We start from the raw sequence: 13,724 nt of genomic DNA, 5'->3' as shown, positions 1-13,724 counted from the left end.
GTTTTTTGTGCGAAGGAATTATCACAAAACCATATTGTTAATTGCCTTATTAAGCAAATAGTATTGAGAAAATCATTGTGTTATATAGTGGTTTTATTGATGTTTTAGAAGGTATATTACAAAGATAAGATGTGCTAATTAGCATTGGTGGGAATAAGTCGTATAGAGAGTGGTGGAGGGAGAAGGATTCGAACCTTCGAAGGCTGAGCCGTCAGATTTACAGTCTGATCCCTTTGGCCACTCGGGAACCCCTCCACATTATTCTCTATTTTTGTCATCTATTACTAGATGGATATTTTACGATGATGACTGCTTTTACATTGACCAGAATGTAAAATCATCAAAGTAGAATGATGGTGGAGGGAGAAGGATTCGAACCTTCGAAGGCTGAGCCGTCAGATTTACAGTCTGATCCCTTTGGCCACTCGGGAACCCCTCCACAAGTAATGCTTTTTCATCTACTCGCATTGGTAGATGTTGTATTCACTTTGTTGATAACTTTAAGACCTATTTTAAGGCATATTTAAGATATAGTACATTGGCCACAACGTACTTCTTATTTCAAGTTATCAGCAAAGCTAAATGATGGTGGAGGGAGAAGGATTCGAACCTTCGAAGGCTGAGCCGTCAGATTTACAGTCTGATCCCTTTGGCCACTCGGGAACCCCTCCACAAGTAATGCTTTTTTCATCTACTCGCATTGGTAGATGTTGTATTCACTTTGTCGATGACTTTAAGACCTATTTTAAGGCATATTTAAGATATAGTACATTGGCCACAACGTACTTCTTATTTCAAGTTATCAGCAAAGCTAAATGATGGTGGAGGGAGAAGGATTCGAACCTTCGAAGGCTGAGCCGTCAGATTTACAGTCTGATCCCTTTGGCCACTCGGGAACCCCTCCACAAGTAATGCTTTTTTCATCTACTCGCATTGGTAGATGTTGTATTCACTTTGTCGATGACTTTAAGACCTATTTTAAGGCATATTTAAGATATAGTACATTGGCCACAACGTACTTCTTATTTCAAGTCATCAGCAAAGCTAAATGATGGTGGAGGGAGAAGGATTCGAACCTTCGAAGGCTGAGCCGTCAGATTTACAGTCTGATCCCTTTGGCCACTCGGGAACCCCTCCACGAGTAATTCTTTTTTCATCTAAAGGTTAGATGTTATTATTATGTCGACTTTTATATCATTTTAAAAATGAGTTTTATGTAATCAGCATAACGTAAATATTGTGGTGGAGGGAGAAGGATTCGAACCTTCGAAGGCTGAGCCGTCAGATTTACAGTCTGATCCCTTTGGCCACTCGGGAACCCCTCCACAAGTACGAAACGGATAGTATCAGAAAATGTCTGTATGTGAATAAAAAAATCGAATAAATAGCTAAATATTTATAAAAACAGGTCGATAACTTACTAGTTGATTATTTCGTGGCAAAATTTGGTTGTTCTGCGCGCAATATTGTTCAAGAGGTAACTTATTTACGTTCAATCGATACGACAACATGCCTTAATTGATGAGCTGCAACTTGGCCAGCAGTTAAACAAATGTACTTTAAATGGTGATAGAGCGAAGTTTTCTCTGTTATTAAGTATGTTGTCATCTGATATTACAGATCAGAAACAAATCGAAGTTAAGCATACTGCCGTTGATACGTCAGCGTATGATGCTGCGCGAATCGCAAGGTTAAATGAATACGCTGCAAACAGTAATATGGCCGCATTGCGTTTAGAGATCTGCTTTTCACCTGAAGTCGGTGCAGGGGTGGGTGATGTTAAATATGTGGCAGAGTCTGTACTACAAAACAGTTCTCACTTATTACAGCAAAAATTAGCGCACGATTCGCTAATTAAACCAAAGGCGAACGAGCGGGCTCAAGCAGCGCAATCTACCACTTCCACTCAAGATCTTGTATTACCACTGGAGAACCAATCGAGTATGGCAAGCTTGTTAGATGTATTAAATAGTTATGATGCTTATATAAGAAAGGTTTAATATAAAAAACGAGTCTAAAGCAAGACTTGCTTAACATTATGATTAAGATTTATTATGGTCACCAAGGTGATGGGGTGCCACCTACTTAACCGCCAATTGTTGGCTGATGACTCCTATTAAATTTGAAAACAAGTGAATCTGTAAAATAGCATTAACTGAATAGTGACTACATTTATTTGTTGGTACTATTATTTGTTGGTACTGTTATTTACACCACGATGACACCTTGTTTTCCTAAATCTAATAGGAAAATTGTATGCACTACTCTTCTGACATTCAATCAATGTGCCCGATTCAACGCGGCGATCTCCATGCATCTGCTCCCATCCCAATTGAAGGCCGAATGGTCAATCCTAAAGAAGTTATTGCGATTTCAGGCTTAAGTCACGGTGTCGGAACTTGTGCGCCTCAGCAAGGTGCTGCCAAACTCACTCTCAATGTTAAAGAAGGCATTATTGAAGAAGCCTTAATTGAAACAATTGGTTGTTCTGGCATGACTCAATCAGCTGCGATGGCTGCGGAAATTATAACTGGCAAGACGATTCTTGAAGCAATGAATACTGATTTGGTGTGCGATGCTATCAATGTTGCAATGCGTGAGATCTTCCTCCAGTTTGCTTATGGTCGTAGTCAATCCGCGTTTTCTGAAGGTGGACTAGAAATCGGTGCGGCTTTAGAAGATCTGGGCCAAACTCAACGCAGTCAAGTTGGTACTAGTTATGCGACAAGCGCAAAAGGCGTTCGTTACATGGAAATTGCAGAAGGTTACGTTACTAAGTTAGGGTTGGATGAAAATAATGAAGTGATTGGTTATGAATATGTAAACCTTGGGAAAATGATGAAATCCGTCAACAAAGGTGTCCAAGCAGATGATGCCATGAAATCTGCTGCAGGTACATATGGTCGTTTTGACGACGCCGTTAAAACGATCAATCCACGTGAAGCTTAATCTAAGGATACTATTATGACTAATCGCACTATTACAAACCCAATTACAGCACTACTAAACGAAATGAACTTGTCTTCAATTGAAGATGCTTATCAATATTGCCTCGCTAAAGGAATTGACTCTAAAGTTTTAGTGATGGAAACGCAGCCTATCGCATTTGATAGTGCCGCTGATGCTTATACCGTTGGCACTGCATTGGCATTATATCGTCAAGCAAGTTCAGCTGAAGAGGCTGCCAATATTATTGGTGAAGGACTGCAATCATTCACAAAAGAGGGGAGTGTTGCTCGACAACGTCAAGTCGGTATTGGGCATGGTGCACTTGCTGCTCGATTATTGAATGAAGAAAGCCAATGTTTTGCATTTCTTGCTGGTCATGAGTCTTTCGCTGCAGCAGAGGGGGCGATCAAAATTGCGCTGAATGTGAATAAATCTCGTCAATCACCCCTTAAAGTTATTTTAAATGGTTTGGGTAAAGATGCCGCATATCTGATCTCTCGTATCAATGGTTTTACGTATGTCAGAACTCAATTTGATTATCAAACGGGTGAGTTAAAAGAAGTTCGCCGTCGTTCATTTTCAACTGGTCCTCGCGGTGACATTCTTTGTTATGGTGCTGATGATGTACGTGAAGGTGTTGCTATTATGCATGCCGCTGGTGTTGATGTGAGTATTACGGGTAACTCCACAAATCCCACTCGATTCCAACACCCTGTCGCGGGTATTTATAAATCAGAGTGTATCCGAGCGGGTCATCCTTACTTCTCGGTAGCCTCGGGTGGTGGCACGGGTCGTACTTTACATCCTGATAATGTTGCTGCAGGCCCTGCGTCATATGGTATGACTGATACAATGGGACGTATGCATGCTGATGCACAATTTGCTGGTAGTTCGTCGGTGCCATCTCATGTTGCTATGATGGGGTTTATTGGCATGGGTAACAACCCAATGGTTGGTGCAACGGTAGCATTAGGCGTTGAGGTTGATCAGTTACTAAACCGATAAAAATAGATAACGGTAAACGTAAATCGCTCTCTCCTCAAAAACGGAATTTCAGGTTAAAAATTGTTTTCAATTTTTTTAAGATAGTATACAAAATAAGGCTAGATTGTTACACAGCGTTAACATATTATGACTTTATATCAATAAATGTCAGGTTATAGCGGTACTTAGTTGTATTGAGATAACTAAATTGGATTAACAATGGTGAAAATAATGTCTGAGCTAAGTAGTTCTGTAGAAACAGAAGGCAAGTCAGGCTCAATGGCTCAAGATGATATCGTCTATGCACATATCTTTGATGCCATTCTTGAACGTCGTCTTCCGCCTGGAACAAAATTAAATGAAGAAGCATTGGGTGATATTTTTAGTGTAAGTCGCACTATTATACGTCGTGCATTATTACGCTTGTCACACGAACAAGTGGTGGTGATCCGTCCTAACCGCGGTGCTATTGTTGCATCGCCTTCTGTCGAAGAAGCAAAACAAGTCTTTATTGCTCGGCATACACTCGAAGATGCTATTACTAAGCTTGCTATTGAGAATGCATCAAATAAGCAGATCACGCATTTACGTCAATTAATAGTGGAAGAAAATGAAGCCACCAAACAAGGTGATTTAGGTAAAGCGATCCGTTTATCGGGTGAATTTCATCTAAAGCTGGCTGAAATGTCTGGTAATGTGCCTTTATTTAATTTCCAGCGTAGCTTGGTATCGTTAAGCTCGCTGATTATTGCGCAATACGAAGTCGCGACGAGTACGCATTGTGTATTGGATGAGCACAGTGAGTTACTCGATGCGATTGAAGAAAAAGATGCTGAAAAAGCCTGCTTATTAATGCGTGAACATTTAAAACATATCGAGTCTAAACTGAATTTAGATGGCGAGACCGTTTCCAGCGATCTACATGTTGTCTTTTCTAATGTGCTAAATAAAAAATAAAATAACGCTAATTTTTATAATATTGTATACAAACAATGCCAAGTTCGATGTAACTTGGCATTGTTATTTCTGCCTGCCATACCTATAGCCTTATCTAATCTTCACTATAATTGTATATATAACCCTTAAATTATTTTATTAAATTGTTTCTCAATTGTTATTTTTATGTGACAATAAGTTGACTTTAGAGTCAGGTTTCTAATTTAATAGGCTCAATTAGTCAGTCAAAACACAGCTAGAAATAAAAAATAATAGCAATTAATGTGAATGTCAATGTTACGGAATAACGCAGGAGGTACGATTTGATTAAGTTCCTACTTAACCAAAAGATGTGTCAGGTATCTGACCTTTCACCTAACACCACGGTACTCAACTTCTTACGTCAGGAAGAAGCGAAGAAAGGTACTAAAGAAGGTTGTGCATCAGGAGACTGCGGTGCATGTACCGTTGTACTTGGTGATGTTGTCGATGGGCGGATCCGCTATACATCAGTAAATGCGTGTATTACGTTTATATCCGCATTGCATGGTAAGCAATTGATCACGGTCGAAGATCTTAAATCAAAAGACGGTGCCTTACATCAGGTGCAACAAGCACTTGTTGATTTTAACGGTACCCAATGTGGTTATTGTACCCCTGGATTTGTAATGTCGATGTTTGCATTAAGCAAGAATACCCCGTCAGCCGACAAGCATGCTATTTTTGAAGCATTAGCAGGTAACCTATGTCGTTGTACTGGTTATCGTTCAATTATTGATTCGGCAATAGCGTTAGCAGAGCAAGAGCATATTGTTGATGCGTTTGAATGCCTAGAAAGTGAAACGGTTGCGAAACTTAGTACCATTGAGCGCAACGGGACACAAGAATTAACGGGTAACGGCCAATCATCTTACTCGCCTGATAATGTGGCTGAGTTGGCGGCGTTATTAGTGAAACACCCTGATGCTAGTATTGTTGCCGGCGGTACAGATTTAGCCTTGGAAGTGACCCAATTCCATCGTCCTATTAATACCTTGATTTCGGTTGGCAACGTGGCAGAGATGAAAGATATCAGTGTGACTGATACCCATATCGAAATTGGTGCTGCACGCAGCTTAACGGATAGTTACAGTACTTTGGCATTATACTTCCCAGATTTTGGTGAATTATTACATCGCTTTGCTTCGCTGCAAGTCCGTAACCAAGGAACGCTCGGTGGCAACATAGGTAACGCATCGCCAATTGGTGATACACCGCCAGCATTAATCGCGCTGAATGCACAAGTTGAATTACGTTGCGGTGATGATGTGCGCTTAATAGATTTAGAAGATTACTTCATTGGTTATAAGATAACAGCGCAAAAAGCAGCGGAATTTATTACCAAAATTGTCATTCCATTACCGACGTCAGAACAAGTATTCGGTATTTATAAACTATCAAAACGTATTGATGATGACATTTCAGCTGTGTTAGCTGCATTTAATATAACCTTGAAAAATAATGTTATTACGGATGTGCGCTTAGCATTTGGGGGGATGGCTGCGACGCCGATGCGTGCGCAACATGCTGAGAAGGTATTACTGGGTGCAGTGTGGGAATACGACAGTATTTATACGGCGATGCAAGCGTTAGATGAAGACTTTTCACCCTTATCTGATTTTCGTGCAAGTAAAGAATATCGTTCACTAGCAGCTAAGAATCTACTGAAGAAATTTTATTTAGAACAGCAAAGTACAACAATTGAAACGCGGGTAACGTCTTATGTCTAATCACAATAAAGTGCAACCATCACAGCAGCAATTGTTAGTGCAAGCGAATCGTTCAATCAAGACTGGTGTGGGTAAAAATGTAAAACATGAAAGTGCCGGTATTCAGGTGACGGGCGAAGCGGTTTATGTCGATGATCGTCTTGAATACCCTAATCAGTTACATGTGTATGTACGCATGAGTGATGTGGCACATGCCAATATTACGAAAATTGATTTAACACCGTGTTATGAATTTGACGGTGTGGAATTAGCGATTGAAGCCAAAGATGTTCCGGGCGAGCTCGATATCGGTGCTATTTTACCGGGCGATCCATTATTAGCCGACGGTAAAGTGGAGTACCTTGGTCAGGCTGTGATTGCTGTCGCGGCCAATTCGATGGAGATTGCCCGTCAAGCGGCACAAGCGGCAATTATTGAATACGAAGAGCTACCTGCGATTTTAGATGTGGAAGAAGCATTAGCCAAAAAGAGCTTTGTGACTGAATCGCATCAACAAAAACGCGGTGATTCGGCTGCGGCATTGTCAGCAGCTAAGCATATTTTAGAAGGTAGTATTCATATTGGTGGCCAAGAGCATTTCTATTTAGAAACGCAAGCTGCGTCAGTGATGCCAACAGAAGATGGTGGTATGATCGTTTATGCGTCTACGCAAAATCCAACTGAAGTACAAAAATTGGTTGCCGAAGTAATTGGTGTACCTATGCATAAAGTCGTGATTGATATGCGCCGTATGGGCGGTGGTTTTGGTGGTAAAGAGACCCAAGCAGCAGGTCCTGCGTGTTTATGTGCGGTGTTTGCTAAGTTAACGGGGCGGCCAACTAAGATCCGTTTACCGCGTGTTGAAGACATGATGATGACAGGTAAACGTCATCCTTTCTTTAATCAATACAAAGTTGGTTTTAATGATGATGGTCAAATAAATGGTATTGAAATCATCGTGGCGAGTAACTGTGGTTATTCACCGGATCTATCAAGTTCGATCACTGACCGTGCGATGTTCCACTCAGATAATGCCTACTATTTAGGTGACGCGACAATCACTGGTCACCGTTGCAAAACTAATACCGCATCAAATACTGCATTCCGTGGCTTTGGTGGCCCTCAAGGTATGATAACGATTGAACACATTATGGATGAAATTGCCGGTAAGTTAGGTAAAGATCCATTGGATGTACGTAAAGTGAATTTTTATGGCACCGAAGACAGAAACGTTACGCATTACTATCAAAAAGTAGAAGACAATTTTATTCATGATTTGGTTGCAGACCTTGAAGCAACAAGTGAGTATGCCGCGCGTCGTGAAGCGATTGACGAATACAATAAAAATAGCCCGATTTTGAAAAAAGGTATCTCGTTAACACCTGTTAAATTTGGTATTTCGTTTACTGCTACCTTCTTGAACCAAGCGGGCGCATTACTGCATGTTTATACTGACGGCAGTATGCAGTTAAGCCATGGTGGTACCGAAATGGGCCAAGGGCTTAATACTAAAGTGGCGCAAATTGTCGCGCAAGAATTCCAAGTAGATATTGAGCATATTCAAATTACCTCGGCGAATACCAGTAAAGTACCGAATACTTCACCGACAGCTGCATCGTCAGGTACGGATTTAAATGGTAAAGCGGCACAAAATGCGGCTCGTACTATTAAGCAACGTTTGATTGATTTTTGTGTAGCGCACTTTAGTGTGACAGACGAAGAGATTATCTTTAGTAATAATACGGTGACGATCCGTGAACAGGTCATGACATTTGCTGACTTAATCCAACTCGCTTATTTTAACCAGATTTCGCTATCGAGTACTGGCTTCTATAAAACGCCTAAAATCTATTATGATCACGGGACAGCGAAAGGGCGCCCATTTTATTACTTCGCCTATGGTGCATCGTGTTCAGAAGTGCTGGTGGATACCTTAACGGGTGAATATAAAACGCTGCGTGTAGATATTCTGCATGATGTTGGCGCGTCACTGAATCCAGACATTGATATAGGCCAAATTGAAGGTGGCTTTATTCAAGGCATGGGTTGGTTAACCACCGAAGAGTTGGTATGGAATGACAAAGGTAAGTTAGCGACCAATGGCCCTATGGGTTATAAGATCCCGGCGATTGCAGATACGCCAATTGATTTTAGAACACACTTGGTTGAAAACCGCAGCAATCCAGAACAGACAGTTTACAACTCAAAAGCAGTGGGTGAGCCGCCATTTATGCTAAGCATGTCAGTGTGGAGTGCATTGCGTGATGCGGTGGCGAGTGTGACTGACCATCAGTATGTACCGCACCTAGATACGCCAGCAACACCAGAGCGTGTGTTATGGGCCGTACAGGATGCAGAGCATTATAAGCTTGATGAGGCTAAGCGCACTCAGGTTGTTGAGTCCGAAGTAGTAGGTGTTATTGCGTAGCTTTTAATCGCGTAGCCTGTTAATCATGTAAGAGTACTGTTTAACAAGGAGATTGGTGATGTTTAAAGACAATTGGATTGATCCACTTGCAGAATTAAAGCAACGTGGTGAAGTGTGTATCATGATCACAGTACTTGAACATCACGGTTCAACCCCCCGTGATTCCGGTACGAAAATGCTGATCACGCCGGACCAACAGTATGCCACCATTGGCGGTGGTCATTTAGAGCATCTCGCGACTAAAATGGCGCGTGAGATGCTAGCTGAAGGCAAAGATGCACTGGCCGTGGAGCGTTTTGATTTAGGTGCACGCTTAGGACAATGCTGTGGTGGTAGTGCGACCTTGATGTTTGAACCGATTGGGCAGTCACTACATCATTTAGTGGTGTTTGGTGCAGGACATGTGGCTAAAGCCTTGCTGCATGTTGTCGCGACACTGCCATTTAGGGTCACTTGGATCGACCAACGCGAAGAACAATTTCCGGCGCAGTTACCTGATAATGTCACTAAGTTAGTCAGTGATGATCCTGCAGGCGATGTTCTCGATATGGCAAAAGACAGTTACTATCTAGTGATGACGCATAATCATCAACTTGATTTTGACTTAGCCAAGGCAATTTTGAAGCGTGGTGATGCGAAATATTTTGGCATGATTGGTTCGCAAACAAAGAAAAAACGTTTCCAATATCGACTACGGGCACGTGATTTTACTGATACCCAAATAAATCAAATGATCTGCCCGATTGGGATTAGTGCGGTGGTGGGTAAACATCCCGCTGAGATCGCGATTTCGGTTGCCGGTGAATTAATTGCAACCTATCAAGGCAGAGCGTTAGAAAACAAACAAAAACCTAATCTAGTGCAAATCAACAGTGAGATTGCTAAGTTAGCCTAAGTATATACAGTGTATTATTATAGACACGCTATCATCAGAGTATTAGGATAGCGTGAGATATAATGCAGAAGCATAATGAAGGAAATTTTTAAATGAGTACAATTCGAACAGCATACCGGTCAGCAATATTACATAGTATTGGCGATCCTGATAAAATCGGTATGGAAAATTCGTACGAATATTTTGCTGACGGTGCCATGATTATTGAAAATGGTGTCGTACAAGCAATCGGTAACGCAGATGAAATTCTAGCGAATGAAAACAGTGATATTGATGTTAAAGTGTATGAAAATAAGATCATCACATCGGGCTTCATCGATACCCATGTGCATTACCCACAAACGGGCATGATCGCGTCGTATGGTGAACAATTACTGGATTGGTTAAATAATTATACTTTTCCTGCTGAGGGGAAGTTTGATGATCCCGAGCATGCGACTAAAGTTGCTGAAATCTTCTTACAAGAGTTAATGAGTAACGGTACAACGACCGCGTTAGTATTCGGTACTGTACACAAACAATCGGTTGATAGCTTCTTCACCCAAGCACAGTTGCGTAATCTACGTATTATCTGCGGTAAGGTCATGATGGATCGTAATGCGCCTGATTTCTTAACTGATACCCTTGAAAGTTGCTATGAAGACAGTAAAGAGCTCATCGAGCGCTGGCATCAAAAAGGGCGTTTACACTATGCGGTTACGCCTCGGTTTGCACCGACAAGTACCCCTGAGCAGCTTGATGTAGCGGCGCGTTTGTTAAGTGAATATCCAGACCTGTATATGCACACGCACTTATCAGAAAACTTAAAAGAGATTGAGTGGGTTAAAGAGTTATTCCCTGAACGCGCTAATTATTTAGACGTTTACGACCATCATGGCCTGCTAAGTGAACGTTCGGTATTTGCCCACAGTATTCATTTGTGTGACAGCGAATGTCAGCGTTTAGCGGATACGGGATCTGCGGTTGCATTTTGTCCAACGTCAAACTTATTCTTGGGTTCAGGTTTATTAGATTTACCACGTCTAGAAGCGTTTGGTATTAATGTGGGCGTGGGTACGGATGTAGGCGCGGGTACGTGTTTCTCATTATTATCAACAATGAACGAAGCGTATAAAGTATTACAGCTGCAGGGCAAGGCGTTAAGTCCGTTTAAATCATTATATTTAGCGACATTAGGCGGTGCGAAGGCATTACGCTTAGAAGATAAAATTGGTAACTTGGCAGTCGGTAAAGAAGCTGATTTTGTGGTATTAGACTTGGCGGCTACGCCGTTACTTAAGTTCCGTATGGAAAACTCGACGTCATTAGAAGAAACCTTGTTTGCATTAATGCTAATGGGTGATGATCGTGTTGTGTGCGAAACTTATGTGTATGGTGAGAATCGTTATAGCAGCCTTTAGTCGCTAAGCATTCATATTTAAAAATGAAGGTACAAGCGTATACTGGAAGGTGTTCGCTTGTATCTTATCTTCAGGTTATCTTACACAGTTTTCAATCCAATGTGACAGGCTTTTTGCTTGATTCAATGCATCAAAATTATTTTCTATATTTAATCGTGCCAGGCGTCCCATATCTTGACGTTTTTCTGCTGGGTAGTTGATAAATTCGGTGATCGCTTTACTCAGCGCTTGGGGATTTTTTTGTTTTACGATTATCCCTGTACCTGGTGCGACAATTTCTTTGCAGCCCATTAGGTCTGTTGTTATTACTGGAATACCAACTGCCATCGCTTCTTTAAGCACGAGAGGTCCTGTATCGACACAACCAGATCGTGAAATACAAAATGGCGCAACTAAACAATCAAACCTAGAGAGATTATGACTAACCCAGCGCGGTGATTTAGAACCAAGGAAATGTACAAATTTTGATAAGCCTAAGTGTTCGACTTGTTGTTTTAAATTTGATAATTGATCCCCATCACCAATAATATCCAATGTGACTAAGTAATTATGATGTAATTCGTGCAGGCTTTGAATCAGGTAATTAATCCCTTTTTGCTCTACCAATCGGCCTAGAAAAACCAGTCGTAGTGGTACTGGTTTATGCTGTTTTTCTGGGGTTAATAAGGACGGTTTAAATTCATTTATTTTTACGCCGCAATGCAATAGCTTTATTTTATCGTGGTTGATTTTTTTTAGATCTTCTTCCATGTCTTTGCAAACGGCTACGACAAAGTTACTGTTATGTATTTTTAAATTTACATCATAAGGCGTTTCGTAAATATCGTGACCATGGGCAACAAAAGAGCAGGTGATATTCATCATTTTTGCTGCCACTATTGCGTGGGCGCAGGTGTGCTGAGCAAAGTGTGCATGAGCATGACTGACGCCTTCTTTACGCATTTGGAGCGCGAGTCTTAAGCTGTATCGAAATAAGGATAATTTGGGCATTGCACGTTGCTTTGCAATAAAGTGTAGGGCTCTCATTATACCGATTGGACTGAGTGTGGAGATTAATGAGAAATAAGCTTTTGCACCGATAACATGAATATCATATCCAAACTCGCCGCAGTCGTGGTATTTGGTAAATGTCATGACGCAAACTTCATGGCCATATGCACTTACCGAGTCAACTTCGGTACGAATAAATGTTTCTGTGAGCACTGGGTATGAAGGGGCTAAAAATGCCACTTTTTTCATTCTAATACCCCTACCTTTTGCATTTAAACGTCCTTACTTTTATTCCAATGAATGTAATACTGCTGTTTTGCATTCAAAAATAAATTTCTTAACTACTCTTAATTTGATCGTCAAAGTAAAGCCTATACCGAATGATAGTCTATATAAATGCGATTGTTTCTTTAGTGAACTGAAAATAGGGTGTTGGTAAATAGCATAAGGAGTGGTGTTATGGTTTATACAGTCTCTGTAATTATTCCTAGCTATAACTGTTTGGAATACTTGCCGAAAGCGATAAGTAGTATTTTTCAGCAAAATAGAACCGATATTGAAATTATCATTGTTAATGATAATAGTAGCGATGGTAGCGCAGAATATCTTGCTGCGTTAAGTCAGAAGGAGCCTTGCGTTAATGTTATTACGGCTCACGGTGTGGGTGCGGCTGGGGCGCGTAATCTTGCAATAGAAGAAGCGAGTGGTGAGTACATCGCTTTTTTAGATGCTGATGATTATTGGTACCCTAATAAGCTATTAGCCCAGCTGGCACTGCATGCGGAAAATCCGAACGTTGCGATGTCGTTTACTAACTATGATCATGTTAATGAGCAATATCAATATACTGTTGATTGTTTTGGTTATTGGAGTCAATTCACTAACATTAGCACGCCGACTCATCATATCAATCAACCGTTAGCGCAAGTATTAGGCCATAATGTCGTAGGTACATCGACTGTGATGGTTAAAGCTTCTGTATTTGAGACTGTTGGTTTGTTTGATACCAGCATGAGTTATTGTGAAGATTGGCAATTGTGGCTAAAAATATGTGAGAACTTTGAAGTCGCGGTATTAACGAAAAGCTACACTGGTTATCTTGTGCGTAGAAACTCTATTACTCAGACAGATAGTAAACGTTTACAGCACCTTGAATGTATTGAGCATATTATTACAGGCTATAAGCAACGTGATGTCGGGTTAAGTCGACATACATTTGCATTGGCCGATGCAAAATTAAAAGAAGGTTATGCCGACTATTATCGTACGCAAAATAAATTCATTAATGCGCTGTGTTATGAGGGTTATGCTTTTTTGCTTAACCCTCAAATTAGACGCTTTAAAAATGGTTTGGGAGACATTAAAAAACTAATTCTGAGCCCAATTACTTAGTG

Annotated in this window: 10 protein-coding genes, 6 tRNA genes and 1 riboswitch; of the genes, 9 read left to right on the top strand and 7 right to left on the bottom strand. The window is 40.9% G+C overall.

Features of this window, described 5'->3' with window-relative positions; genetic code table 11:
• Positions 1-170 precede the first annotated feature (170 nt).
• The 6 genes from HWV03_RS15870 to HWV03_RS15845 form a co-directional block, all read right to left on the bottom strand.
• A tRNA-Tyr gene (locus tag HWV03_RS15870) sits at positions 171-255 on the bottom strand.
• A gap of 99 nt (positions 256-354) precedes the next feature.
• Positions 355-439, bottom strand: a tRNA-Tyr gene (locus HWV03_RS15865).
• 147 nt (positions 440-586) lie between these two features.
• A tRNA-Tyr gene (locus tag HWV03_RS15860) sits at positions 587-671 on the bottom strand.
• 148 nt (positions 672-819) lie between these two features.
• A tRNA-Tyr gene (locus HWV03_RS15855) sits at positions 820-904 on the bottom strand.
• Positions 905-1,052: 148 nt separating this feature from the next.
• Positions 1,053-1,137, bottom strand: a tRNA-Tyr gene (locus HWV03_RS15850).
• Between the two features lie 103 nt (positions 1,138-1,240).
• Positions 1,241-1,325: transfer RNA gene (locus HWV03_RS15845), tRNA-Tyr, on the bottom strand.
• 159 nt (positions 1,326-1,484) lie between these two features.
• Between HWV03_RS15845 and HWV03_RS15840 the strand changes: the two genes are divergently transcribed.
• The 8 genes from HWV03_RS15840 to guaD all read left to right on the top strand — a co-directional run bounded on the left by HWV03_RS15840 (position 1,485) and on the right by guaD (position 11,340).
• On the top strand, positions 1,485-2,000 hold the full coding sequence (locus HWV03_RS15840; protein ID WP_342357637.1) for a VC2046/SO_2500 family protein: 516 nt from the start codon (positions 1,485-1,487) through the stop codon (positions 1,998-2,000).
• 56 nt (positions 2,001-2,056) lie between these two features.
• Positions 2,057-2,123, top strand: a riboswitch (Fluoride riboswitch).
• 133 nt (positions 2,124-2,256) lie between these two features.
• Positions 2,257-2,949, top strand: coding sequence for an iron-sulfur cluster assembly scaffold protein (locus tag HWV03_RS15835; RefSeq protein ID WP_211676780.1), 693 nt, complete (start codon positions 2,257-2,259; stop codon positions 2,947-2,949).
• A gap of 15 nt (positions 2,950-2,964) precedes the next feature.
• Positions 2,965-3,954: a GGGtGRT protein gene (locus HWV03_RS15830; RefSeq protein WP_211676779.1), complete on the top strand. Its 990-nt coding sequence runs from the start codon at positions 2,965-2,967 to the stop codon at positions 3,952-3,954.
• 210 nt (positions 3,955-4,164) lie between these two features.
• A complete protein-coding gene (locus HWV03_RS15825; RefSeq protein WP_211676778.1) occupies positions 4,165-4,890 on the top strand; it encodes a GntR family transcriptional regulator in 726 nt (241 codons plus the stop codon).
• A 302-nt stretch (positions 4,891-5,192) separates the two neighbouring features.
• Entirely contained in the window at positions 5,193-6,638 is a 1,446-nt protein-coding gene (gene xdhA / locus HWV03_RS15820) for a xanthine dehydrogenase small subunit (RefSeq protein WP_255546869.1), read from the top strand.
• Positions 6,631-9,045 (top strand): xanthine dehydrogenase molybdopterin binding subunit, encoded by a 2,415-nt coding sequence (xdhB, locus tag HWV03_RS15815; protein ID WP_211676777.1) that lies wholly within the window; start codon positions 6,631-6,633, stop codon positions 9,043-9,045. The genes xdhA and xdhB overlap by 8 nt, the downstream gene beginning before the upstream one ends.
• Before the next feature lie 58 nt (positions 9,046-9,103).
• The gene (gene xdhC / locus HWV03_RS15810) at positions 9,104-9,940 is read left to right on the top strand and encodes a xanthine dehydrogenase accessory protein XdhC (protein WP_211676776.1); all 837 of its coding nucleotides are present in this window, start codon (positions 9,104-9,106) and stop codon (positions 9,938-9,940) included.
• A gap of 92 nt (positions 9,941-10,032) precedes the next feature.
• The gene (guaD, locus tag HWV03_RS15805) at positions 10,033-11,340 is read left to right on the top strand and encodes a guanine deaminase (protein ID WP_211676775.1); all 1,308 of its coding nucleotides are present in this window, start codon (positions 10,033-10,035) and stop codon (positions 11,338-11,340) included.
• Between the two features lie 75 nt (positions 11,341-11,415).
• Here guaD and HWV03_RS15800 read toward each other — a convergent pair whose 3' ends face one another.
• Positions 11,416-12,579: a glycosyltransferase gene (locus HWV03_RS15800; RefSeq protein ID WP_211676774.1), complete on the bottom strand. Its 1,164-nt coding sequence runs from the start codon at positions 12,577-12,579 to the stop codon at positions 11,416-11,418.
• A 210-nt stretch (positions 12,580-12,789) separates the two neighbouring features.
• Here HWV03_RS15800 and HWV03_RS15795 point away from each other — a divergent pair, with 210 nt between their 5' ends.
• Positions 12,790-13,722 carry a glycosyltransferase family 2 protein gene (locus HWV03_RS15795; protein ID WP_211676773.1) on the top strand — a complete coding sequence of 311 codons (933 nt, stop codon included), beginning with the start codon at positions 12,790-12,792 and terminating at the stop codon, positions 13,720-13,722.
• Positions 13,723-13,724 lie beyond the last annotated feature (2 nt).

Source organism: Moritella sp. 36, from assembly GCF_018219415.1.
Lineage (GTDB): Bacteria > Pseudomonadota > Gammaproteobacteria > Enterobacterales > Moritellaceae > Moritella.
The sequence above is the reverse complement of the archived record's forward strand: the minus strand, read 5'-3'. Positions and strand labels throughout refer to the sequence as shown.

What these genes read in the sequence shown, in the direction of transcription:
- HWV03_RS15830 (WP_211676779.1), top strand. Translation starts at nt 2,965, where the DNA reads ATGACTAATCGCACTATTACAAACCCAATTACAGCACTACTAAACGAA.
- xdhC (WP_211676776.1), top strand. Translation starts at nt 9,104, where the DNA reads ATGTTTAAAGACAATTGGATTGATCCACTTGCAGAATTAAAGCAACGT.
- HWV03_RS15825 (WP_211676778.1), top strand. Translation starts at nt 4,165, where the DNA reads ATGTCTGAGCTAAGTAGTTCTGTAGAAACAGAAGGCAAGTCAGGCTCA.
- HWV03_RS15835 (WP_211676780.1), top strand. Translation starts at nt 2,257, where the DNA reads ATGCACTACTCTTCTGACATTCAATCAATGTGCCCGATTCAACGCGGC.
- xdhB (WP_211676777.1), top strand. Translation starts at nt 6,631, where the DNA reads ATGTCTAATCACAATAAAGTGCAACCATCACAGCAGCAATTGTTAGTG.
- HWV03_RS15795 (WP_211676773.1), top strand. Translation starts at nt 12,790, where the DNA reads ATGGTTTATACAGTCTCTGTAATTATTCCTAGCTATAACTGTTTGGAA.
- guaD (WP_211676775.1), top strand. Translation starts at nt 10,033, where the DNA reads ATGAGTACAATTCGAACAGCATACCGGTCAGCAATATTACATAGTATT.
- HWV03_RS15800 (WP_211676774.1), bottom strand. Translation starts at nt 12,579, where the DNA reads ATGAAAAAAGTGGCATTTTTAGCCCCTTCATACCCAGTGCTCACAGAA.